Source organism: Vibrio sp. WZ-1 (assembly GCF_052037695.1).
GTDB lineage: Bacteria > Pseudomonadota > Gammaproteobacteria > Enterobacterales > Vibrionaceae > Vibrio.
In genome coordinates this window covers 339,003-363,670 of record NZ_JBQEQR010000076.1, presented here as the reverse complement: position 1 = coordinate 363,670, position 24,668 = coordinate 339,003, and the positions used below count along the sequence as shown (strand labels likewise).

The following is a 24,668-nucleotide window of genomic DNA, read 5'->3' as shown; positions in this document are numbered from 1 at the left end:
GGCAAATTGGATAAATGCTGGTCAAATTTGAAATTGATTGCCGTTTCAGCGAACTATGCTTGATGGTAGGATATATCAAAAGACGATTATGAAGAATGAGCCAAGATTATGAGTGAAATCACCCTTCCTGAATACCAATCCATTGCTGCTGAACTAAGTACTGCAAGTCTTGCTGTTACACCGGCAGAATTACACGGTTTACTTGTTGGTATGCTAAGTGGTGGATTGGCGATTAACGATCAAACCTGGCAACCTATTTTATTTGATTACACCAACGAAGGCATGGGCTGGCCAACCACAGCACTTGCGTTAGCGCAAAGCATATTCAAAGTGACCGCAGGTGAACTCACTGGTACCTCAATGGAGTTATCTTTGCTGCTTCCTGATGAAGTAGGTGAAGAAGGTTTATTTGCTTTAGCAGATGGCGTATCTGATTTTGTTAATCACTTTATATCTGGCCTTGGTTTGGCGGGCATTGCACTGAACAAAGCATCCGATGACGTAAAAGAAGCATTGGCTGATCTAGAAGAAATTGCCAAGTTAGGCATTGATGAAGATGATGATCTAGGTGAGCAAGCTCAATTGCTTGAACAAGTGATTGAACACGTAAAAGCGTGCGTACTTACTATTCATGCTGAATTCGGGGCTCGTCCGGATAACAACGAAAACAAACCGACGATTCATTAATCGCATCGTTTCCTATCATCGAATAGCTTCTAGAGGTTAGCATGAGGCAATATGACGTTGTAATTGCTGGTGGTGCCATGGCAGGTACCACGCTTGCGTTAGCAATCGATCGTTTATCCCAAGGCGAACTGAAAATTGCAGTAGTCGAGCCGTTTAAAACCCAGTCGGATGAGCATCCGGGATTTGATTCACGCTCGATTGCCTTGTCTTACGGCACGGTCAATATTCTGCGCCACTTGCAGTTATGGCTAGCTATTGAGCCTTGTGCAACCCCGATTGAACACATTCACGTTTCTGACCGCTCTCATGCGGGCATGACTGAAATTGATAAGCATGAGGTGGGTGTTGAAGCGCTTGGCTATGTAGTGGAACTTGCTGACGTCGGTCGAGTCTACCAAGAGCTTCTGGATAAGAGTGAAGCGATTACTTTGTTTTGCCCTGATTCGGTTGCGAACATCGAACGTGAGCAGGACAAAGCACACATTGAACTGAGCAGTGGTGAGAAGCTGGAAGCCAAGTTGCTGGTTGCTGCCGATGGCGCAGTGTCGCAATGTTGTCAGCAAATCGGTCTAGAGTTGTCTGAACATGATTTCGACCAAGTGGCAGTGATTGCGAATATCGTGACGCAAGAGCCTCATCAAGGTCGCGCTTTTGAACGCTTTACAGAGAATGGTCCTGTCGCGCTGTTGCCGATGAGTGACAACCGCATGTCGCTAGTGTGGTGCTTGCGTCCAGAAGAAGCGCAAACCGTTGTGAACTTATCTGATGTCGAATTCATTAAGCGCCTACAGAACGATTTTGGCTGGCGTTTAGGGGCAATGCAGAAAGTCGGACAGCGCGCGAGCTATCCACTTGTTATGCGTCATCGTAAGCAAAACATTTCGCACCGCTTTGCTATTGTCGGCAATGCAGCGCAAACCCTTCATCCAATTGCAGGGCAAGGCTTCAACCTTGGTATTCGTGATGTGGCATCGTTAGCGGAAGAGATCGTTAAACAAAGTGAAGATGTGGGGCGTTACCAAGGTTTGATGCGATTTAGCCAGCGCCGTGAAGCCGATCGCAGCGAAACGATTTGGTTAACCAGTTCCCTGGTGCATATTTTCTCAAATGATTTACCCGCGATGCGAATTGGGCGTAACCTTGCTCTCGCAACGATGGATAACCTTTCTACTTTTAAGCAGCCGTTGCTACGCCACACGCTTGGTCTAGTGAAACGATAAACGGCAACGAATTAGGTAACAAAAAGCAATGATGCAAAGTGTAGATATCGCCATCATCGGTGGTGGAATGGTAGGTTTAGCATTGGCCGCCGCTTTTAAAGATAGTGACCTACGTGTAGCCGTAATTGAAGGCTCTGTGCCTGACGAGAGGTTGCATGAACTACCTGATGTTCGTGTATCCGCGCTGAGCCGCTCTAGTGAAACGATGCTGCGTAAGTTAGGTGCATGGCAAGGTATCGAGCAACGTCGTGCTGCTCCGTACTACGCAATGGAAGTGTGGGAGCAAGATAGCTTCGCAAATATTGCGTTTGATGCGCAAAGTATGGCTCAGCCAGATCTTGGTCATATCGTTGAAAACCGAGTAATTCAATTAGCGTTGTTAGAGCAAGTGGAAAAGCTAGATAACGTTACCCTATTTATGCCAGCACGTTGTGCAACCCTCGCTGTGGGGGAGCAAGAAAGCTGGTTAACGCTCGACAATGGTCAAGCTATGACCGCTAAGTTGGTCGTTGGTGCAGATGGCGCAAACTCTTGGCTGCGTAACCAAATGGATATCCCGTTGACGCATTGGGATTACGGTCATAGTGCACTTGTGGCGAACGTAAAAACCGCTGACCCGCACAACAGCGTTGCGCGTCAGATCTTTACACCGCATGGTCCATTGGCGTTCCTTCCGATGTCTGATCCACGTATGAGCTCGATTGTTTGGTCTACTGATCCAAATCGTGCTGATCAATTACTCGCGATGAGTGAACAAGAGTTCAATAAAGCACTAACCAGCGAATTCGATGTGCGTTTAGGTTTGTGTGAAGTGGTTGGTAAACGTGCAGCGTTCCCACTTAAGATGCGTTATGCACGTGACTTTGTGGTTGAGCGCGTGGCGTTAGTTGGCGATGCTGCACATACCATTCACCCACTTGCAGGGCAGGGTGTAAACCTTGGTTTATTGGATGCAGCTAGCTTGGCACAAGAAGTGTTGGCGTTGTGGAAACAAGGGCAAGACATTGGATCTAAACGTAACCTACGTGGTTACGAACGCTGGCGTAAAGCTGAAGCGGCAAAGATGATAGCGGCAATGCAGGGCTTTCGCGATCTGTTCTCAGGTGAGAACCCAGCCAAGAAGCTAGTGCGAGGTATTGGTTTGAGCTTAGCAGGGCAACTACCTGGCGCAAAAGATGAAATCATGAAGCGTGCATTGGGTTTGAAAGGCAATTTGCCGGAACTGGCTCGTCAATAACAACGCATATTGCGTGACGAACGAAAGACACAAAAAAGGCTGGTTTATCCAGCCTTTCTTATTACATCGATGTTTTAGCTAAGCGTAGGCGCATCTGAGCTTCATAATTTCTTGGTTGATCTCTTTTACTGCCTGAAAGTGACGCCTCTCAGCTTTCTCTGGTAGCATCAATTTTCCGTTATCAAACTCGAATTTACCGACTCCGTAAATATAGATTCTTCCCTTAAAAAGACGACTTATGTGTTTAGCAATCATACCTGGTGTATAGCGCTTAAACAGTCTCATATTTACTCTTCCTTATCTCTTACCTAGCGTTAGTATTCTACTTTTCTGACGCAAAAATTATTGTGACAGCAATGGTATTAAGTACAGGTTAGAACGATGGCTTTAGATATTTGTGCTGTCATCGACAATTTGACAGTGTCATATCTTATTTAACGTGAGGGTTACCCCAAAAAAACAGGTACGCCGGAACCAACTTGTTTTCTTTTCTCCTTCAAGTGTGAGCATTAAGCAATAGCTTTGTTACAGAATTAAGAATAGAAGGGAAATGATTGTTTGCTGAAGGCTTCAAATCCGTCATTAGTGCGAGCCAAGTTCACAGGTATTCACATAGCAAACGTTTATTATTTATAGAATTAGAGATAGAAAGTGAGTGTAAGTTCAAAAAAAAGCCCGCATAGCGGGCGAATAGTCACAGATGCATTACACAAAAGTGGATACCTGGCTTGATGAACATTGTCATCTGGTCAGCAGGTTCACTTTTATTGGTTAGGTTGTTGTTGAAAACATAACCAACAAATTCAGCATATACGAGTTTTTTATTTGTGACTATTTATGTTTTAGAAATGACTAAAAATTCCCATCTGTATTCGAGGAGATATGAGTGAGATCACGTAGTTTTGATAACTCTGTGTTCTATTACATGAGTTATGCGATTTAGCGACAAATATCAGCCATGGTTGGTTGGCACAGATGGATAAGATCGTCGATGGACAGTGCTAAACCTGCCATACGATCACCACTGCTGATAGTGATCTCTTGCTCTTCCTGCAAACTAGGATCAAACACAATTGGCATATAGCGTTTTAATAACAGTGGTGTGACAGTGCCAATCTTGTATCCGGTAATGGCTTCTACATCCGCTTGATCAACACACGTCATACGACGGCATTGCAGCAGCGCGCGTACTTTTTTTGGATCGACGCTGCGATCACCAGGCGCACAGGCGAGCGCATATTGGTTACCCATATCGCGCAAAAGGATCGCTTTGACCATTTGAGAGGGGCGAATACCGCGTTGTTGCGCGGCATCCTCAATTGTCGTTGCGGGTCTTTGATGAGGAAGAAGGCGGAACTCGATGTTCTGATCCGCTAAAAACTGCATCAAAGGGGTATGAATAGTATTACTCATCGTCAAGGCTGTACGGTAGCGCTGCGATTTCCCATTCACACTCAGGCTGATCAACCAAGCGGAGACGAGTGTCACCGTCAAGGTTGTTTGGCAATACAATGAGACCCATTGCTTGATTGTCGCTGAATTGGTAATGCGTGAGTAACGCGCCTACTGAGCGCCAGTTTTCACCCACGCTACGCTCCAATTCAATCGCACCTTCACCTAAGGCTTCCGCGGTTGCACCTTTAACAATGTACATTGCACGTTTGTTGGTGCCGCGGTATTTCGCGCGCGCTACGGTTTCTTGACCCGTGTAGCAGCCTTTCGTAAAGCTGATGCCGCCTAGCACTTGCACGTTTAGTGCTTGTGGGATGTGCTCGTTTTGCGCGCTTGCTGCCACGTATGGCAATGCTGCTTCAATATTGAAACGTGTCCAAAGTTCATGAGTAGTCAGTGTTGCTTGACTGCCTTCCACTACTGATTGCGCTGCTTCTGCTGTTAGTACTAGTAGCCAGCGATTTTGTGCCACTTTTACTGCGGTGCCGCCTTCAATAGCGCGGACGTCGCCAGCTTCTGCATTTAAAGTAGAGATAAACACGTCAGCATTCTCGCCCGCAACGCCCAGAATTATTTCGCTTGATTCTTCGATGGTTACTTTTGAAAACACGGCGTACTTTTTGATTTCTGTTAGTTCAACTTCAATCGCTGATTTTGGCTGAACCATTGCGTAGCCATTGTTGTGATGGAATAGGCGGAAGACACTCCACACTTTACCTTTCGCATCACAGTGTGCGCCTAGCGTTGATTGGTCTTTCTCAAGAGAGACCACATCGCAGGTAACTTGACCGTGTAGGTATGACTTTTTATCGTCCCCAATCATGGTGATCATGCCAAGGTTATCCAGTAGCGAGATAGACAGCTCAGGAAGCGCGTCTTGTGTCGATAGGTTGAGTGGTGAAAAGCGAGTTTGCCATTCCATGTTTACAATGCCTTTTGAAGATATTTTTCAGCTATGTTAATTGCAGAAACGGTATTTGTCAGCTTTCAATGTAAACCGAAATCACTTAGGTATACCCATACAAATTAAAGGTGTTTGGCTTCGCTGAACGTTTGTTTATTAAATACGATCAGGATTTGTGGTCGCTTGGCGATATATTGTGACCCGCACACTAGTGACGTAGAACATCCCTTGTTACACTCCGCACTAAGAACAACACATCTATGAAGGAATACTGAATGTACACTGCGGAAGAAAAGGCGCGTATTAAATGGGCTTGTCGTCGTGGCATGCTTGAGCTTGACGTGGTGATTATGCCGTTTTTTGAAGAGTGTTTTGACGCACTGAATGAGCAAGAACAGCGTGATTTTGTCTCACTACTAGAATGTGATGATCCGGATCTGTTTACTTGGGTAATGGGGCATGGTCGTAGTGAAAACTTGGGTCATGCGTCGATGGTTGATAAAATTGTCGCTCACAACCTCAGCAAAGTTCGTTAATTGCACGGTTACCTCCTCTTTAAACGCCCAAATCTTAGATCTGATGGTTTTATCTGGTTTGGTTTGGGCGACTGTCCTTTCTAATATTCCTCTTTCTTTATCTATCTATTTGTTACTAGTGATTTTTCAATATCAGTCTCGTTCAGGCTTTGTGGTGAAACCTAGTTTGGGACAGTGGTTTGTTCATCGAAATGGAGTGGTGAGATGTGAAAAATCAACGTCTTCATTGGTGAAAGTTGATCTGTCAGCCAAAGTGCTCAAAGTCACGTTTGTCACTGAGTGTGGTATGCGGGTGAATATATGGCGAGATGGATGTGAAGAACAGCAATATCGTCAACTATGCTTGGTTTTGAAACAGTGGAAAAGGGGAGCCGAAGCTCCCGCTTAGTGCTATTTGTTTGGAGTTAGAATTGTTGGGCCACTATCTTCTAATTGATTTGGATAGTCTAGGGTGTAGTGTAGGCCTCGGCTTTCTTTACGCTGCATAGCACAACGAACCATCAATTCTGCAACTTGTAATAGATTACGCAGTTCTAGCAAGTTGTTTGATACGCGGAAGTGGCTGTAGTACTCGTGAGTTTCTTGCTGCAGCATCTGAATGCGGCGCAGTGCACGCTCTAAACGTTTATCAGTGCGTACGATGCCCATGTAATCCCACATGAAAAGGCGCAGCTCATGCCAGTTGTGTTGGATAATGACTTCTTCATCACTGTTTGTGACTTGGCTTTCATCCCAGCATGGTAGTGTTGTTGCGATCTGTACCTTTGTATGGTGCTTAAGAATATCTTTTGCGGCAGACCATGCGTATACCACACACTCTAAGAGAGAATTTGAGGCCATGCGGTTTGCGCCGTGTAAGCCGGTATAGCTCACTTCACCAATTGCGTATAGGTTCTTTAGATCGGTATGACCGTTTTGGTCGACCATTACACCACCGCAAGTGTAGTGTGCAGCAGGGACAATTGGGATCGGCTCTTTGGTCATATCAATGCCCAAATCCATCAATCGAGAATAGATGGTTGGGAAGTGCTTGGTAATAAAGTCTGCTGGTTTGTGACTGATGTCGAGATACATGCAGTCTGCACCCAATCGCTTCATTTCAAAGTCGATAGCGCGAGCAACCACGTCACGTGGCGCAAGCTCTTTACGCTCATCGAAGTCTGGCATAAATCGGGAGCCGTCTGGGCGACGTAAGTACGCACCTTCACCACGCAGTGCTTCTGTCAGCAAGAAGTTACGCGCTTCTGGGTGGTAAAGACAAGTTGGATGGAATTGATTGAACTCCATGTTTGCGACACGGCAACCAGCGCGCCATGCTATGGCAATGCCATCACCGGAGGAGACATCTGGGTTAGAGGTGTATTGGTAAACCTTTGAAGCACCACCTGTCGCAAGTACGACAAATTTTGCGCGTACGGTTTCCACCTGTTCTTTGTTTCGGTTCCAAATATACGCACCGATAACTTTGTTTTTGTCACCCCCGACTTTATCTTCGGTGATTAAGTCGAGCGCATTATGACGCTCAAAGACATGAATATTTGGGTGATTATGTGCGTTATCTTGCAATGAGGTTTGCATTGCCATACCTGTCGCATCGGCTGCGTGCAAAATACGGCGGCGACTGTGGCCTCCCTCACGAGTTAAGTGATAGCGAGGCTCATCGTCAGAGTCATCCTCTTCGCGATCGAATGGCACACCGCCATCGATTAACCACTGAACACACTCTTTGGAATTTTCAGCAATAAACTTTACAGTATCTTCATCACAGATACCGTCACCCGCGATTTGGGTGTCTTCTACATGAGATTCGATAGTATCGGATTCATCGAATACTGCTGCGATACCGCCTTGAGCATAATACGTAGCGCCTTCACTACGTGGGCCTTTACTCAATACTATAACCTTACAGTGGTTGGCAACTCGCAATGCTAACGACAAGCCTGCGGCACCACTCCCTACCACTAACACATCACATTCGTGTTCACGGTTCATGTTCATAAAACTATTCTGATCCCAAGCTAAGGTAAAAGGGTTACCTTGTGTATTGTTTGCACTTCATGTGCATTCCATGTTTACGACATCCGTCGCCAAAGGCTAAATTCATTGCAAATACTATTGGTGGCTTTAGCCACTCTTCTTTCGTTACGTAACTACTCACTTTTCGTTTGTAATCACTGGCGTGGACGCTGTCTAATTTTAGGTCTCGCCTTATTTGCTTTAGCTATGCAAATGAAAAGTAATAGTTTGTCAACGCCATTGCTTTTCTGAACTTGACCCAGCACAATCTAGGGTAAAGTTCATCCATTATACCCAAGTCACACTCAGATGCATGCCTGTTAGCGCATTACGTAAGCAGGGCTTTGGGAGCGTAATAGGATATCGACATCACGTTGTGAAATTACCATGACGAAAAAATTGAAAAACCATGGAACTTCTCATTCACATAAGAGTCACAATAGTGCTCAAGTAAGCAGTGGTGTCAATACTACGTTTTGCATAATTAGTACCCATATCTGAGAAGAGTAGGGGCATAACAAATAGGAGTATCCGCTCGAATGAACGAGCAGCTGACCGATCAAGTATTGATTGAGCGAGTTCAGAATGGCGATAAGCAAGCATTCAACCTGCTGGTAACTAAGTACCAGAACAAGGTATGTAACCTTATTTCCAGATACGTCAGTAATCCTGGTGATGTTCCAGATGTAGCACAAGAAGCATTTATTAAAGCTTACCGAGCTATCCCGAGTTTTCGTGGAGAAAGTGCGTTCTATACATGGCTGTACCGCATTGCTGTGAATACTGCGAAAAATCACATCGTAGCTCAGGGGCGCAGACCTCCAGCGACAGATGTTGATGCTGAAGAAGCTGAATTTTATGAGACAGGTAACGCTTTAAAAGAAATTTCGAACCCTGAGAACTTAACGTTGTCCAAAGAATTGCAACGGGTAGTGTTCAGTGCAATTGAAGCTTTACCTGAAGATTTAAAGACAGCAATGACTCTACGCGAGCTAGATGGCTTAAGTTATGAGGAAATTGCTGAAGTAATGGATTGCCCGGTGGGAACGGTACGCTCTCGTATCTTCCGTGCTCGTGAAGCGGTGGAAAAGAAAATCAAACCTCTTTTACAGCGCTAGTACAAGTTAACTATGGTGAAAACAATGGCTGACAAAGAAAAACTTTCAGCTCTCATGGATGGTGAACTGGTCGATAAGGCTCTTATCAAAGAGATAGAGCAAGACCATGATAGTCTAGAGGCTTGGCAACACTATCATCTGATTGGTGATGTCATGCGAGGTGAAGCTCCGGCTAAACCTGAGTGGAATATTGCTGAAAGCGTAGCGTTAGCGTTAGAAGATGAGCCAGCACATCGTGCCATCGATACGCACAGTGCCAACGTAATTTCAATTAACGACGCACCAAAAGAGTCGCAACCAGATCCACAAAAAGCGAAACGCCAACTTCCTGCGTGGCTAACGCAGTTTGGTCAAGTTGCTGTGGCTGCATGTGTTTCTTTAGCGGTGATACTCGGTGTTCAGCAGTATGGGGGAAGCGATCCGTCACTTCCACAAGCTGAACAGTTACCAGTCTTGCAGACTATTCCATTTGCTGGCAGTGCAGAGCCTGTGAGTTTGACTCGTGAATCGGTTGAGCGCTCTGTCGGTGAAGCGAACATGCAAGAGCAACGTAAACGAGTTCATGCTATGCTGCGTGACTACGAATTGCAGTTAAGAATTAACAGTGAAGCTTCTGAACAAGGTGCTTCCCTGACTCCGGATATTGAATGAAGAAACTTCTGATCAGCGCTTGCGCTCTGTTCAGTATGATGACTCCACAAGCCTTTGCTGGTGATAAGCCAGCGGAGGCTTTATTGCATCAAATGAGCGAAGCGAGCCAAACCCTAAGCTACGAGCTCTCATACATCCTTATCAAAAAGAACAGCATTGAGCCTTTGTTGTATCGTCATGCACCACATGGCGAAGAGCAATATGCTCACTTAGTTTATCTAAGTGGGCCTGTACGTGAAGTGATTAGACGTGGGCGAGAAGTCAGCTATGTCGAGACTGGTGCAGAGCCATTTACCATTGAATCCGGTAAAATGGTGGCGCCGATCATGCCGATGCTGAACACTAATATCGATGAACTCAATTTGTATTATGACTATGTACAAATAGGGCGAGCAAGAGAAGCAGGTGTACCTACTCAAGTTCTTAGAATCGTACCGAAAGATGGCTTACGTTATTCATATGTGCTTTGGATCGATGAGAAAAGTAAATTGCCTCTGCGTGCAGATTTAGTCGATCGTGATGGTGAGATGCTTGAGCAGTACAGGGCGATTTCTTACACGGTAAATCCGAAGATTGCCGAGTTAATGAGTGGGTTACAAGATGTTCAATTGCCAGCGGTACTGACTATGCCTAAAGGTGATATAGGTACGAGCAATTGGCATGTCGGTTGGACACCAGAAGGTTTTGAGCCAAATGAGCTTAATCGCTACCGTATGGCTGTGACAGACCAAATGGTGGAAAGCCAATTATATTCTGATGGCTTATTCAACTTCTCGGTGTATGTTGCCAAGAAAGATCAACACTCTTTAAAGGGGCAGTTGGTTCGTCAGGGGCGTCGTACATTGCATAGCTTCATTAACGGTGATCATGAAATTTCCGTTGTAGGTGATATTCCTCCTGCAACGGCGCAAAGAATCGCTCAATCTGTTACTTTTGATGTAACAAAGAGTGAACAACCATGATGACTGCACTTGCTACCGTGACGGGAGTGCACCGTCACGGCCAGCAATACGATGTCGATCTCAGCTGTGAGCAACAGACCAGTTGTAGCAGCTGTTCATCGCAAAAAAGTTGTGGCACTGGTGTGGTAACCAAAGCGATTGGTAACAAAACACTTTCGTGGCATTTACGCACGCCAAAGTCTGTCAAAGTTGGTCAGGTGGTAGAAATAGGCTTTCCTGAATCAAGCCTTATCAAGTCTGCTATGGCAGTGTATCTCCTTCCGCTATTTGGTTTGATTATTGGCGCTATTATCGGCCACTTCTTTTTGGCTCCTCTTACTTCAGGTGGTGAGGGAATCATCATTCTATCTTCGGTATTATTTGCTGCTGGTGGTATGTGGCTTGCTAAACGCGTATCACGCCCACTCGAAGATGAGTCAAAACGCCAGGTTACTTTGATTCGAGTTCTTGGTGAGCCCATTCAATGAGTCCTACACTCTAAATAAGGTGCGCCCGTTAACGAAATTGGGTAGAATCTGCCAACTTGATTGAAATGCCGTCAAACGACAGCTTTCTTATTTCCCTATTTGTAAAGAGTTAGTCACCCATAAATCTATGAAGCACATTCGTAACTTTTCGATTATCGCCCACATCGACCATGGTAAGTCGACCCTATCTGACCGTCTAATCCAAGTTTGTGGTGGATTAAGCGATCGTGAAATGGCCGCACAGGTTCTTGATTCTATGGATCTTGAACGTGAGCGTGGTATCACCATTAAATCTCAGAGTGTGACGCTAAACTACACCGCTAAAGACGGCGAAACGTACCAGCTGAACTTCATCGATACTCCGGGACACGTTGACTTTGCGTACGAAGTATCACGTTCTCTAGCCGCTTGTGAAGGTGCGCTACTGGTGGTTGACGCAGGTCAGGGTGTTGAAGCTCAAACGCTTGCTAACTGTTACACCGCGATCGAAATGGATCTTGAAGTTGTGCCAATCTTGAACAAGATTGACCTACCAGCAGCCGATCCTGAGCGTGTAGCGGAAGAAATTGAAGAAATCGTTGGTATCGATGCAATGGAAGCAACCCGCTGTTCTGCAAAGACAGGTCTAGGTGTTGAAGACGTTCTAGAAAACATCGTATCAGCAATTCCTGCACCAGAAGGTGATCCAGAAGCGCCACTTCAAGCGCTGATCATCGATTCATGGTTCGATAACTACCTTGGTGTTGTGTCTTTAGTTCGTATTAAAAACGGCTCACTGAAGAAAAACGACAAGATCAAAGTAATGAGCACAGGCCAAACTTGGGGTGTAGACCGTCTAGGTATCTTTACTCCTAAGCAAGTAGACACTGATGTTCTCAATACAGGTGAAGTAGGCTGGGTTGTTTGTGGTATCAAAGACATTCTAGGCGCACCAGTAGGTGATACGCTGACGCTATCGAAAAACGGTAGTGATAAGCCACTTCCAGGCTTTAAGAAAGTAAAACCTCAGGTATACGCGGGTCTGTTCCCTGTATCTTCTGATGATTACGAAAACTTCCGTGACGCACTAGGTAAATTAAGCCTGAACGATGCATCGCTATTCTACGAGCCAGAGAACTCAGCAGCACTAGGTTTTGGTTTCCGTTGTGGCTTCCTTGGCATGCTACACATGGAAATCATCCAAGAGCGTCTTGAGCGTGAATACGATCTAGACCTAATTACAACGGCACCAACGGTAGTTTACGAAGTAGAGCAAACTAACGGTGAGACAATGTATGTTGATAGCCCAGCAAAACTGCCAGCGGTTAACGACATTGAGGAAATCCGTGAGCCTATCGCGCGTTGTAACATCCTAGTACCTGCGGATTACCTAGGTAACGTAATCACACTGTGTGTTGAGAAGCGTGGTACTCAGGTAGATATGGTTTACCACGGTAACCAGGTTGCAATTACTTACGACATCCCAATGGCGGAAGTCGTATTGGACTTCTTCGACCGTCTGAAGTCTACATCACGTGGTTACGCATCACTGGATTACAACTTCCAACGCTTTGAAACATCGAACATGGTACGTGTAGACGTGTTACTGAACGGTGACAAAGTAGATGCGTTAGCGCTAATCACACACAAAGACCAGTCTCAGACTCGTGGTCGTCAGCTTGTTGAGAAGATGAAAGAGTTCATCCCTCGTCAGATGTTCGACATCGCGATTCAAGCGGCCATCGGCAACCACATCATCGCGCGTTCAACAGTGAAACAGCTGCGTAAGAACGTAATCGCGAAATGTTACGGTGGTGACGTGAGCCGTAAGAAGAAACTTCTGAAGAAACAGAAAGAAGGTAAGAAACGTATGAAGCAGATCGGTAACGTAGAGCTGCCTCAAGAAGCGTTCCTAGCCATTCTTCACGTGGGTAAAGATTAGAGTTGAACTATCTCATACTCTTGTCTGTCATAAGACGTTAGATAGTAAAGTAAGTGAAAGGGTTTCGGCTCTTTCACTTTCGTATTTTTAGATAAGGGAATTTAATGGCGAATACATTCTCACTGATTCTAGTTATCGTGACCTTGGTAACTGGTGTAGTTTGGCTACTGGAAAAACTGGTGTTTGCGAAAAAGCGTCAGGAAAAAGTAGCAGAGATCCAAGCGCAAACCGCAAATGGTTTAGATGCGGTGACGCTACAAAAAGTAAAAAGCCAACCTTGGTGGGTAGAGAACAGTGTGTCTATCTTCCCTGTGATTGCATTCGTACTTGTATTACGTTCTTTTATCTATGAACCGTTTCAAATTCCGTCAGGCTCGATGATGCCGACCCTACTAGTGGGTGACTTCATTTTGGTGGAGAAATACGCCTACGGACTGAAAGACCCTGTGTGGCGTCATCAGTTGGTCGAAACAGGTAAACCTGAGCGTGGCGACATCGTGGTATTCAAATACCCACCACAGCCAAACATTGACTACATTAAGCGTGTGGTTGGTTTGCCTGGTGATACGGTTCGTTATTCTTCAGACAAGCAAATTTGTATTCAATCGAAAGGTGAGTCAGCTTGTAAGCCAGTTAAACTGAGCAATGTTGAAGAGAGCCAATTTATCCAAAATGGCATTCCTCTGATTCAGATGAATGAAAAGTTGGGTGACGTTGAGCATCAAATTTTGGTTAACCCTATCGTCCGCAACCGAGTGGAGAACTACTACCCTCGTAGCGGCACAAGTGAATGGGTTGTACCTCAAGGTCAGTACTTTGTTATGGGCGATAACCGTGATAATAGTGCGGACAGTCGTTTCTGGGGCTTTGTTCCAGAGGCTAACTTAGTCGGTAAAGCTGTCGCGATTTGGATCAGCTTCGAGTTTGAACGTGGCGCAGATAGCGTTCTACCTTCTTGGATTCCAACTGGTGTGCGTTTCAACCGCATCGGTGGTATTCACTAACCATTTAAATATCGAGAGAGTATGAATTCTCCAATTGAGAAACTAGAGAGAAAGCTCGGCTACCAATTTAAGGATGCTGGGCTTATCAACTTGGCGCTGACTCACCGCAGCGCCAATAGCAAGCACAATGAACGTCTTGAGTTTCTGGGCGATTCAATTTTAAGTTTTGTCATCGCTGATGATCTGTACCATCGTTTCCCGAAAGTGAACGAAGGTGACATGAGTCGCATGCGCGCTACTTTGGTTCGTGGGCACACATTGGCGGAGCTAGGTCGTGAATTCGATCTAGGAGATTATTTAAAATTAGGTCCAGGTGAATTGAAGAGTGGCGGTTTCCGCCGAGACTCTATTCTAGCCGATGCGGTAGAAGCCATTATTGGTGCAATTTACCTTGATAGTGATATTGAAGTTGTACGCGGTATTGTACTGAGCTGGTACAACTCACGTCTTGAGGCAATCAAGCCTGGCGTATCACAAAAAGATCCGAAAACTCGCCTACAAGAGTTTCTGCAAGGTAGAAGAAAACCACTACCTGTCTACACAGTGACTAATATTAAAGGTGAAGCGCACAACCAAGAATTCACGGTTGAGTGTGACGTAGCAGGTGTGGATAAGCCTGTAATCGGTAAAGGCACCAGCCGCCGCAAGGCAGAACAAGCGGCTGCAGAAACGGCACTTGAGCAATTAACGAATGGCTGATAACGAATTCGATATCGATGCGTTCTTCGCATCAAACGGTGAATCAACTTCACCAGAAAACCAACATTGTGGCTTTATTGCGATTGTTGGTCGTCCAAACGTAGGTAAATCGACACTTCTGAACAAAATCTTAGGGCAGAAAATTTCGATCACATCTCGTAAACCGCAAACAACTCGTCACCGCATCATGGGTGTCGACACTGATGGTGATTACCAGGCGATTTACGTGGATACACCAGGACTTCACATTGAAGAGAAGCGTGCGATTAACCGTTTGATGAACCGAGCGGCTAACTCATCTCTGAGTGATGTGAATCTAGTCTTCTTCTTGGTTGATGGTACACATTGGACCAAAGATGACGAGATGGTGCTAACTAAGCTTCAGAAGTCTAACTTCCCAGTTGTACTTTGTGTAAACAAAGTAGACAACGTGCAAGATCGTAACGAAGTGATGATGCACATGGCGGACATGTCTAAGAAAATGGACTTTGTCGACGTTGTGCCTATCTCTGCAAAGCAAGGTAAGAACATCGACGTACTACGTAAGCACGTTCGTGACCACTTGCCTGAAGCTACACACCACTTCCCAGAAGAGTACGTTACTGACCGCTCTCAGCGTTTCATGGCATCAGAAATCGTGCGTGAAAAGCTAATGCGTTTTACTGGTGAAGAACTGCCTTACTCAGTAACTGTTGAAATCGAACGTTTCGATTACAATCCTGAAACCGATGGTTTCCACATCAATGCCCTGATTCTTGTTGAACGTAACGGTCAGAAGAAAATGGTAATTGGTAAAGGCGGCGAGAAGATCAAGACCATTGGTCGTGAAGCGCGTCTAGATATGGAAGAATTATTCGGTCGTAAGGTTTACCTAGAGACTTGGGTAAAAGTGAAATCTGGTTGGGCAGATGATGAACGTGCACTGCGCTCACTGGGTTACATCGACGATCTATAAGTTTGGTTGCTTGTAAGTTTGGCAACGAAGACACTTCGTTCCAACATCGACTAAAATATAATATCGATTAAAATAAGGAGCCGCTTGGCTCCTTATTTTTTATTACCGACTTAGGCATACAGATTGAAATGAGCAACCAGTCTTCAGAAGGCTTTCAACGCTGCTTTGTATTGCACCGACGCCCTTATAGTGAATCGAGCTTAATTCTTGATGTATTCAGCGAGGAATATGGCCGTATCACATTGATGGCGAAAGGCGCACGTAGCAAACGCTCCAATCTTAAAGGGGCATTACAGCCCTTTACTCCGCTATTGTTGAAATGGTCTGGCAAAGGTTCTATGAAAACCTTACGTCAGGCTGAGCCAATCAGTTTGGGTTTGCCGTTGTTCGGGATAAACCTTTACTCCGCAATGTACGTAAATGAATTAGTCGGGCGCGTGTTAATGGCGGAAGTACCGATGCCTGCGCTGTTTCATGATTATCTGCATGCACTAACGGAATTGGCTCAGAGTGATAACCCTGAGCCTGGGCTTCGTCGTTTTGAATTAGCCCTTTTGTCTTCGATGGGGTATGGCGTTGACTTCTTGCATTGTGCCGGGACAGGCGAGCCAGTCGATCCTGAGATGACTTACCGTTATCGCGAACAAAAAGGATTCATCGCTTCGGTAAGGCGCGACAACCTAACATTTCTAGGGAATGAATTGATTGCAATCAGTGAGCGGCGATTCGTCACTAAAGAGCAATTAAAAGCGGCGAAACGCTTTACACGTATGGCCTTAAAGCCGTATCTTGGCGGCAAACCTTTAAAAAGTCGTGAATTATTCATTCAGACATACAGAGCACGGAGTAATGGAAAATGAGCTCAATCTATTTAGGCGTTAATATCGACCATATTGCCACTCTACGTAATGCGCGTGGTACTAAATACCCAGATCCGGTACACGCAGCAGAAATCGCAGAGCGTGCTGGCGCAGACGGTATTACGATTCACCTACGTGAAGACCGTCGCCATATCTTGGATCGTGACGTTCGTATTCTGCGTGAAACCATTCAAACTCGTATGAACCTTGAAATGGCTGTTACTGACGAGATGGTTGAGATTGCATTGCAAACTAAGCCTGAGTTCGTTTGCCTAGTACCAGAAAAGCGTGAAGAGCTGACGACAGAAGGTGGTCTAGACGTTGTTGGTCAGCTTGAAAAAGTGAAAGCGGCAACGCAAAAACTAACCGAAGCGGGCATCAAAGTATCTCTGTTTATCGATGCAGACCGTCAACAGATCGATGCGGCAAAAGCTTGTGGCGCACCTTACATTGAGCTTCACACTGGTCACTATGCAGACGCGACAACAGAAGAAGATCAGCAAGATGAGCTGAAGAAGATCGCAGCAGGCGCGAGCTATGCTGATGACCTAGGTATCATCGTAAACGCAGGTCACGGTCTTACTTACCACAACGTCGCACCAATCGCGGCACTGCCAGAAATCTATGAGCTAAACATTGGTCACTCGATCATTGGTCGTGCGGTGTTCGATGGCCTAGAAAAATCTGTGGCTGAAATGAAAGCCATTATGGTTGAAGCTCGTAAATAGTCAGATTTAAGTATGGCTATTCTAGGCTTAGGTACCGATATCGCAGAGATTGAGCGCATTGAAAAAGCGCTTGGTAGGACAGGTGAGCCGTTTGCACAACGTATTCTTTCGCAAGGCGAAATGACAAAGTTTGCCGAGCTGAAACAAAAGGGACGCTACCTTGCTAAGCGTTTTGCAGTAAAAGAAGCGGCCTCAAAAGCGTTAGGAACAGGTATTGCGAAAGGCGTAACTTTCCATGACTTTACGGTTTCTAATGATGAGTTTGGAAAGCCAGTGTTAACCCTATATGGCGTAGCAAAGCAAATGGCAGAGTCGATGGGCGTGAAGCATGTCCATCTGTCGATATCTGATGAGCGTCATTACGCGGTTGCGACCGTGATTCTAGAGTCCTAACTCACCTGACGGCTGTTAATTAAAAAGCAAATATGAAAAAGCCAGAGTCGATACTCTGGCTTTTTTATTGATGCGATTTCGAGTAAGTGTGTGCTTATGTCTACTGCTCGATATATAGCTTCGCGGTTGTGGTGACTTTAATCATTTCATCTTGCAGTTCGAACATTTCCGGTTCGATGTCTTCGATACTCGCACCCGAGCGCAGGGCTTGTTCTAAGGTTGCACACAGTGACTTCAACCTCGGTACGCCGCAGTAAGAGCTGCTACCATGAAGTTTATGCACCACATGGATAAGATCATCACGCGAAAAGTCTTCTTGCTCTAAGGCTTGATCAACCACTTCTTCCACCTCTGGAATAAAATCAATCAGCATCCGTAGCATATCTTTAGCGAGGTCTTCTTTATTGGCACTTTGCTTTAATGCTGCTTGCCAATCGATAATGACATCTTGTTGTGGCTTTTCTGGCACTGATGGCGCAGCTTCCACAACCGGTTCGACATAAGAAGGCGCGATTTTGTCGACACTCTCAGTACAGGTATTTGGGTTCCAGTGGACTAAAACCTGTTGCAGCACATGCTCTTCAATTGGTTTAGTCAGGTAATCATCCATACCCGCAGCCAGTAGTCGGTCACGCTCGCCCGCCATGGCATGCGCAGTGACTGCAATCACAGGGGTGTCTTTGTTTAGCTCAAGCTCTTTAATGTGCTGACAAGCGGTCACACCGTCCATCAATGGCATTTGAATGTCCATGAAGATCAGATCATATTTCTTCTCAGTTGCGAGATTCACCGCTTGCTGACCATTGCTGCACGCCGTGACCGTTTCTACACGCTCTTTCAGTAGTGCAGAGATCAGCTTCAAGTTAGCTGGGTTGTCGTCGACCGCAAGTACAGTCAGTGGTAGACGTTCATTCTCGACGGGTTCAATTGGTGCAATCACCGCTTGAGGCGTTTCGACATGGTCAGTGATCAGGCTTTGCAGAAGCTTACGACGTGATAATGGCTTGGTCAGACATTGGATCTGATGATCGTTCATCACTTGATCTGCTAGTGCCAACTCAGTACTTGGCGTACCCATGATCACACTCGGAGCCATGCGTTTTGCTTGCTCAATCCATGTCGCAACGGATTGTTCGTCATAGGTTTGGTTAGCAGCTAGGTTCAACAAGACGTAATCGTAGTTTTCGTCGTTCTCTGGCAATGAAGAGCGGTAGGTCACCAGAATGCCTTCTTGGCTTAGGATCTGCTGAGTCACTGATGCCGCTTGCATGTTTGGCTCAACCAACAGCAATTGCTTACCTGTCAGCAGTTCGACTTCAATTAGATCGCTCATTGGCATTTCTGTTGAGCTCAGACGCAGCGTAAACCAGAAAGTTGAACCTTGGTGTAGGCGACTGGTTAAGCTGATTTCACCGCCCATTTGGCTCACCAGTTTCTGAGTGATAACCAGACCAAGACCAGTACCGCCGTAGCGACGTGAAATGCTTGCATCTGCTTGGCTAAACGCTTGGAACAACTGCGCTTGCTGGCGCTCGGAGATACCAATACCAGTATCGCGCACCATGAACTGCAGCTCGACCGAATCACCGGATTGTGAGCGCATCTCCACACTGATGTCGATGTTACCGCGCTCAGTAAACTTGATGGAGTTACCGACCAAGTTAGTGAGGATTTGTTGGATACGAAGTGGGTCACCTACCAAGCCTTGTGGGATCTTCGGATCCACTTTCAAGGTGATTTCCAGTCCTTTCTCGTGCGCGCTGGTGGCTTGTAGATTGATTACTTCTTCTAAGCTCTCACGGAACTCAAACGGAATGTTTTCCAGCGCTAGCTTACCGGCTTCCAGTTTCGAGAAGTCGAGGATGTCGTTAATGATGTTAAGTAGGTTGTTTGCCGACTTCTCAATCGTCTGCAAGTAATCCGTTTGGCTGTTTGATAGCTGTGTCTTCAGCATCTGGCGGGTAAAGCCAATCACACCATTAAGTGGAGTACGAAGCTCGTGAGACATGTTCGCTAAGAATTCGGATTTCACGCGTGCCGCTTCTTGCGCACGTTTCTTCGCGATATCCAACTCCACGTTCTGGATCTCTAACTGCTCAAGAGTTTCACGCAAGTCTGATGTCGCTTGGTCTATACTGTGCTGCATCTCAACGTGATATTCCGACAGCGAGACCGCCATGGCGTTGATACCGTTTTTAAGTTGGTCTAACTCACCGTGCATTTTTCCTTCGATACGAACATCAAGGTGACCACGGCGAATGCGATCCACAACGTTTTTCATGTGGGTGATCGGCTGGGTTACATCATGCATGAGGCGAGAGGCAAACACACTCGCGAGACCAAGGCCGAGAATCAATACCAAGAACGCAGAGAACACCTCTTGGTATTGCTGCAAGCGAAGGGACGAAAGATCCATTTCCACCGCGATGTAGCCAATGGCTTTGGTGCCTTGGTTCTCATTGGAGAATTCTGATAGGTAATGACCTTCAGATAGAATAGGAACACGTAAGATGAGAGAGTTCTCAAACAGTTCCGAGTCGCCTAACTGAGGGATCGGCTTGTCTTTTGGAAACATCAGAGCTTCAAAATTGGGGTGGAAGTTAGAAGTAACAAAAAGCTCATGATTTTCATCGAACACCGCGATACTGCGAACGAGTTTAGAATTTTTGCGGTGAGCGTAACTGATAAGGCGACGAACTGCTTCGCGACTTTCGGAAAGTAGGTGAGTTTCACTGGCAATGGCAAGCGGTTCGATAATGCTATTACCTGTGGTGATAACTTGTTTCTCGAGGTCTTGGTAGCGATTAAATGAGAAAAAACCGCTCAGTAATAAACCAATAATGAGAGTGGGAGCGAGAGTTAGTGTAATTACACGTGCTCGTAAGCCATATCTGGTCATGTTATCTAATTACATCGGAGTCTGGATATGGGAAAATAACGCATTATTTCTCAAGCGCACGATAAAGCCTTGAGCAAAGAAGTGACGTCACCGGATAAACGGTAAGCATAATCAAGTCACTCGAATCACACAATGGCTGCAATCTAGAATAGTGAAGCAGTAGAGCAATTAGACACAAATCAGGCACAGAGCATGGCACGTATCTTTCAACCTAAAAAGAAAACGCAACTGAATACCCGTCACCAAGCGGTGCAAGTAGAGCGTTTGGATCACCACGGCGCGGGCATTGCTTACCTTAAGAAGAAACCATTGTTTATTGATGGTGCGCTACCGGGTGAGGAAGTGGTAACCCAATTGGTGGAAGAAAAGAGCAAGTTCGCTCGCGGTAAGTTGATTAAAATCCTTAAACCGAGTGAAGCTCGCATGGAGCCATTTTGTCCCCATTACCATGAATGTGGTGGCTGTGATTTGCAGCATTTGAACTATGACCAACAATTGACGCACAAGCAGCAAACGCTTCGTCAGTTGATGAGAAAATTTGCCGGCAGTGATATCGAGTTAGATGCGCCTGTATTGGGTGACTCTCTTGGCTACCGTCGCCGTGCTCGTGTGAGTCTATTTGTCGATAAAAAGACTCGTCAGCTGCACTTTGGTTTCCGCAAGAAGCAAAGCAAGCAAATCGCGCAAGTAACGGACTGTCCGGTTCTAGCGCCTGAGTTGAATGTGCTGTTGCCAGAAATCTACTCGACGCTAAAAGCGTTTAAGAAGCCAGAACAACTTGGCCATGTAGAACTGGTGCTAGGTGACAATGGTCCATGCATTACATTGCGTCACTTAAGTAAATTAACAGATGAAGAAACCAACTCGTTGGTGGAATTGGCGAAGCGTCATCATGCATCGCTTTACCTGATGCCTGAAACGGACCAGCTGGATTTAATTGAAGGTGAGGCACCTTTTTACCAAGAAGCCGGTGTCACTGTGCCATTTACGCCCAATAACTTTATCCAAGTGAACCAAGCGGTAAACCAGAAAATGGTCGCTCAGGCAGTGGAGTGGTTAGACCCGCAAAGTGACGAGCGAGTGTTAGATTTGTTCTGTGGCCTAGGTAACTTCAGTTTACCAATCGCAAAACGTGCAAAACACGTGGTTGGTGTAGAAGGCGTGGCAGAAATGGTGGAAAAGGCAGCAAGTAATGCATCCTTGAACCAAATCAATAACGCACAATTTTATCACGCTAACCTTGAGCAAGATTTTGAAGGCCAAGTTTGGGCTGCCGAACAATTCGACAAAGTGCTGCTCGATCCAGCACGTGCGGGCGCGAGTGGGATCATCGATCAAGTTTCAGCGCTTGGCGCACAGCGTGTAGTTTATGTTTCTTGTAATCCTGCTACCCTTGCAAGGGATAGCCAGAGCTTGCTTGAGCAAGGCTATCAACTAACCAAATTAGGTATGCTGGATATGTTCCCTCATACCAGTCATCTAGAATCGATGGCATTGTTTGAAAAGTCTTAGTTTTTAAGACTTTGGCTACTTACTTGTGGTGGGTGGTCAATAAGCCAGCGTTTAATGCTTGGCACTAGAACTAACCTGGATAGTGTTAGTCAAACCACACAAATATAATAATTAGGATGATGAAATGGTTGCGGTAAGAAGCGCGCATTTAAACCAAGATGAACAGTTTGAACTCGAAAACTGGGTGGCTAGCCTAGGGCAAGAGAAGAACACAGCAAAACGCTTAATTGAAGTGTATCGTGATTGCCAATCCATTTTGGCGAATCACGAGCAGGCTGAGCTTTTGTTGTGGCGTGGTCGAGAAATGATAGAAATCTTGATCACCTTATCGATGGATAAAGCGACACTCGTCGCTGCGCAACTGTTTCCTCTGGTCTCAAGTGGTGCTTTTGATAGAGAAGCGCTAGAGGAAAAATACAGCAAAGAGATCATTAAGCTGATTGATGGCGTAGAAGAAATGGCAGCCATCGGACAGCTAAATGTCACAATGGAAGGCGGAGCAGCGTCCTCTCAAGTGGATAACGTTCGCCGCATGTTGCTAGCGATGGTGGATGACTTCCGCTGTGTGATCATCAAATTGGCAGAACGCATCTGCAACCTGATTGAAGTAAAAAAAGCGCCAGACGAAACTCGTCGAGCAGCGGCAAAAGAGTGTGCAAACATTTATGCACCTCTGGCGAACCGCCTCGGTATTGGTCAGTTGAAGTGGGAAATTGAAGACTACGCCTTCCGCTACCAACAACCTGAAACCTACAAGCAAATTGCTAAACAGTTAGCTGAGCGTCGTATTGTTCGTGAGCAATACATCAAAGACTTTGTCGATGACTTAACCCAAGAAATGACGGTATGCGGGATCAATGCTGAAGTCAGTGGCCGTCCAAAGCATATCTACAGTATCTGGCGCAAAATGCAGAAGAAGAGCCTGGCGTTTGATGAATTGTTTGACGTACGTGCGGTACGTATCATCGCCGATAAACTTCAAGACTGTTATGCCGCTCTAGGTGTGGTTCACACCAAATACAAACACTTACCAAGCGAGTTCGACGATTACGTAGCAAACCCGAAACCAAACGGCTACCAGTCTATTCACACCGTGATTCTTGGCCCTGAAGGCAAGACGATCGAGATCCAGATTCGTACTAAAGAGATGCACGAAGACTCCGAGCTAGGTGTCGCAGCACACTGGAAGTACAAAGAGGGTGCAAGTAGCCGCAGCGGTTATGATGAGAAGATCACATGGTTGCGTAAGCTACTTGATTGGCAAGAAGAGATGTCTGACTCTGGTGAAATGTTGGACGAGCTGCGTAGTCAGGTGTTTGATGATCGCGTGTATGCCTTTACTCCACGTGGTGACGTTGTCGACCTACCAATGGGCGCAACACCGCTCGATTTCGCTTACCACATTCACTCCGAAGTGGGTCACCGTTGTATCGGCGCTAAAGTAGCTGGTCGTATCGTACCGTTCACCCACAAGCTGCAGATGGGCGACCAAGTCGAAATCATCACTCAAAAAGAGCCAAACCCATCACGTGACTGGTTAAACCCATCTCTGGGCTTTGTAACATCCGGTCGAGCGCGTGCGAAGATTAACGCATGGTTCCGCAAGCAAAGTCGTGAGAAGAACTTAGAAGCCGGTCGTGAAATATTAGAGCATGAGCTGACTAAAATTGGCGCGACACTGAAAGACGCTGACAGTTACGCTCTGAAGCGTTTTAACGTAAATAGTGCCGATGAGTTATACGTTGGTATCGGTAGTGGTGATTTGCGTATTAACCAGATCATCAACCACATCAACGCGTTGGTGAATAAGCCAACCGCAGAAGAGGAAGACCAGCAAGCGCTAGAAAAACTGCAAGAAGCAGAAAGCAGAGCTCCAGCGCAAAGTCGTCCGAAGAAAGATGCGGTAGTGGTAGAAGGTGTCGATAACCTAATGACGCACCTAGCGCGCTGTTGTCAGCCAATACCAGGCGATGAGATCTCAGGCTACATCACCCAAGGCCGCGGTATCTCGGTTCACCGCAGTGACTGTGAACAGCTAGAAGAGCTTCGTCATCACGCACCAGAACGTATCATCGATACCGTCTGGGGTAGCGGCTTTGTCGGTTCTTACATCTTAACCGTTCGCGTCGAAGCAATGGAACGAGGTGGCCTACTCAAAGACATCACCACCTTATTTGCGAACGAGAAAATAAAAGTTACCAGCATGAAGAGCCGTGTCGATTACCGCACGCAAATGTCGATCATGGACTTTGACCTTGAAGTGACCAACCTCGAAGTGTTCTCGCGCGTTTCGAAACGTGTTGAGCAGATCAAGGATGTAATGTCGGTGAAACGCTTAGGCTAACTTTCACGTCGTACTTGTCACTTTTACTGCGTTAACTGCGTTTTCTCGCTCCATCACATAGGCGAGCTATGTTCAGGAGTCGCGAAAACTTGTTGCCTTGTCA

General features: G+C 46.0%; 22 protein-coding genes. 17 read left to right on the top strand and 5 right to left on the bottom strand.

Going from position 1 to position 24,668, the window contains the following annotated elements; all coding sequences use genetic code 11:
• Positions 1–108 precede the first annotated feature (108 nt).
• The 3 genes from ACTS60_RS14205 to ACTS60_RS14195 are packed head-to-tail and all read left to right on the top strand — an operon-like array spanning position 109 to position 3,144.
• The gene (locus ACTS60_RS14205; protein WP_440888749.1) at positions 109–687 is read left to right on the top strand and encodes a YecA/YgfB family protein; all 579 of its coding nucleotides are present in this window, start codon (positions 109–111) and stop codon (positions 685–687) included.
• Positions 688–728: 41 nt separating this feature from the next.
• Positions 729–1,907, top strand: coding sequence for a 2-octaprenyl-6-methoxyphenyl hydroxylase (ubiH, locus tag ACTS60_RS14200; protein ID WP_440888748.1), 1,179 nt, complete (start codon positions 729–731; stop codon positions 1,905–1,907).
• 28 nt (positions 1,908–1,935) lie between these two features.
• The gene (locus tag ACTS60_RS14195; protein ID WP_440888747.1) at positions 1,936–3,144 is read left to right on the top strand and encodes an FAD-dependent 2-octaprenylphenol hydroxylase; all 1,209 of its coding nucleotides are present in this window, start codon (positions 1,936–1,938) and stop codon (positions 3,142–3,144) included.
• A gap of 78 nt (positions 3,145–3,222) precedes the next feature.
• Here ACTS60_RS14195 and ACTS60_RS14190 read toward each other — a convergent pair whose 3' ends face one another.
• From ACTS60_RS14190 to ygfZ, 3 genes are all read right to left on the bottom strand, one after another.
• The gene (locus tag ACTS60_RS14190; RefSeq protein ID WP_038881174.1) at positions 3,223–3,429 is read right to left on the bottom strand and encodes a DUF1107 domain-containing protein; all 207 of its coding nucleotides are present in this window, start codon (positions 3,427–3,429) and stop codon (positions 3,223–3,225) included.
• Positions 3,430–4,083: 654 nt separating this feature from the next.
• Entirely contained in the window at positions 4,084–4,557 is a 474-nt protein-coding gene (locus ACTS60_RS14185; protein WP_440888746.1) for an aminoacyl-tRNA deacylase, read from the bottom strand.
• Positions 4,550–5,518: a tRNA-modifying protein YgfZ gene (gene ygfZ, locus ACTS60_RS14180; protein ID WP_440888745.1), complete on the bottom strand. Its 969-nt coding sequence runs from the start codon at positions 5,516–5,518 to the stop codon at positions 4,550–4,552. The genes ACTS60_RS14185 and ygfZ overlap by 8 nt, the downstream gene beginning before the upstream one ends.
• 257 nt (positions 5,519–5,775) lie before the next feature.
• Between ygfZ and ACTS60_RS14175 the strand changes: the two genes are divergently transcribed.
• Positions 5,776–6,036: an FAD assembly factor SdhE gene (locus tag ACTS60_RS14175; protein ID WP_005429937.1), complete on the top strand. Its 261-nt coding sequence runs from the start codon at positions 5,776–5,778 to the stop codon at positions 6,034–6,036.
• Positions 6,037–6,426: 390 nt separating this feature from the next.
• Here ACTS60_RS14175 and nadB read toward each other — a convergent pair whose 3' ends face one another.
• Positions 6,427–8,034, bottom strand: coding sequence for an L-aspartate oxidase (nadB, locus tag ACTS60_RS14170; protein ID WP_440888744.1), 1,608 nt, complete (start codon positions 8,032–8,034; stop codon positions 6,427–6,429).
• A 557-nt stretch (positions 8,035–8,591) separates the two neighbouring features.
• Here nadB and rpoE point away from each other — a divergent pair.
• From rpoE to acpS, 11 genes are all read left to right on the top strand, one after another.
• Positions 8,592–9,170, top strand: coding sequence for an RNA polymerase sigma factor RpoE (gene rpoE, locus ACTS60_RS14165; protein ID WP_005449784.1), 579 nt, complete (start codon positions 8,592–8,594; stop codon positions 9,168–9,170).
• 24 nt (positions 9,171–9,194) lie between these two features.
• Positions 9,195–9,821, top strand: coding sequence for an RseA family anti-sigma factor (locus tag ACTS60_RS14160; protein WP_440888743.1), 627 nt, complete (start codon positions 9,195–9,197; stop codon positions 9,819–9,821).
• Complete coding sequence (gene rseB, locus ACTS60_RS14155; protein ID WP_440888742.1) at positions 9,818–10,783, top strand: sigma-E factor regulatory protein RseB; 966 nt, start codon at positions 9,818–9,820, stop codon at positions 10,781–10,783. Before ACTS60_RS14160 ends, rseB begins: the two co-directional genes overlap by 4 nt.
• Complete coding sequence (locus ACTS60_RS14150; protein WP_440888741.1) at positions 10,780–11,250, top strand: SoxR reducing system RseC family protein; 471 nt, start codon at positions 10,780–10,782, stop codon at positions 11,248–11,250. The genes rseB and ACTS60_RS14150 overlap by 4 nt, the downstream gene beginning before the upstream one ends.
• Before the next feature lie 127 nt (positions 11,251–11,377).
• A complete protein-coding gene (lepA, locus tag ACTS60_RS14145) occupies positions 11,378–13,171 on the top strand; it encodes a translation elongation factor 4 (RefSeq protein ID WP_411063445.1) in 1,794 nt (597 codons plus the stop codon).
• Between the two features lie 104 nt (positions 13,172–13,275).
• Entirely contained in the window at positions 13,276–14,175 is a 900-nt protein-coding gene (gene lepB, locus ACTS60_RS14140) for a signal peptidase I (RefSeq protein ID WP_440888740.1), read from the top strand.
• A 21-nt stretch (positions 14,176–14,196) separates the two neighbouring features.
• A complete protein-coding gene (gene rnc / locus ACTS60_RS14135) occupies positions 14,197–14,874 on the top strand; it encodes a ribonuclease III (RefSeq protein ID WP_010450278.1) in 678 nt (225 codons plus the stop codon).
• The gene (era, locus tag ACTS60_RS14130; RefSeq protein WP_010450276.1) at positions 14,867–15,829 is read left to right on the top strand and encodes a GTPase Era; all 963 of its coding nucleotides are present in this window, start codon (positions 14,867–14,869) and stop codon (positions 15,827–15,829) included. The genes rnc and era overlap by 8 nt, the downstream gene beginning before the upstream one ends.
• 128 nt (positions 15,830–15,957) lie before the next feature.
• On the top strand, positions 15,958–16,689 hold the full coding sequence (recO, locus tag ACTS60_RS14125; protein ID WP_005426504.1) for a DNA repair protein RecO: 732 nt from the start codon (positions 15,958–15,960) through the stop codon (positions 16,687–16,689).
• Positions 16,686–17,417: a pyridoxine 5'-phosphate synthase gene (gene pdxJ, locus ACTS60_RS14120; protein WP_010450273.1), complete on the top strand. Its 732-nt coding sequence runs from the start codon at positions 16,686–16,688 to the stop codon at positions 17,415–17,417. Before recO ends, pdxJ begins: the two co-directional genes overlap by 4 nt.
• 12 nt (positions 17,418–17,429) lie before the next feature.
• Complete coding sequence (gene acpS, locus ACTS60_RS14115; protein ID WP_440888739.1) at positions 17,430–17,810, top strand: holo-ACP synthase; 381 nt, start codon at positions 17,430–17,432, stop codon at positions 17,808–17,810.
• A 100-nt stretch (positions 17,811–17,910) separates the two neighbouring features.
• Here acpS and barA read toward each other — a convergent pair whose 3' ends face one another.
• On the bottom strand, positions 17,911–20,709 hold the full coding sequence (barA, locus tag ACTS60_RS14110; RefSeq protein WP_182027282.1) for a two-component sensor histidine kinase BarA: 2,799 nt from the start codon (positions 20,707–20,709) through the stop codon (positions 17,911–17,913).
• Positions 20,710–20,901: 192 nt separating this feature from the next.
• Between barA and rlmD the strand changes: the two genes are divergently transcribed.
• Both rlmD and relA read left to right on the top strand, forming a co-directional pair.
• The gene (gene rlmD / locus ACTS60_RS14105) at positions 20,902–22,221 is read left to right on the top strand and encodes a 23S rRNA (uracil(1939)-C(5))-methyltransferase RlmD (protein WP_440888738.1); all 1,320 of its coding nucleotides are present in this window, start codon (positions 20,902–20,904) and stop codon (positions 22,219–22,221) included.
• 124 nt (positions 22,222–22,345) lie between these two features.
• Positions 22,346–24,565, top strand: coding sequence for a GTP diphosphokinase (relA, locus tag ACTS60_RS14100; protein WP_440888737.1), 2,220 nt, complete (start codon positions 22,346–22,348; stop codon positions 24,563–24,565).
• Positions 24,566–24,668 lie beyond the last annotated feature (103 nt).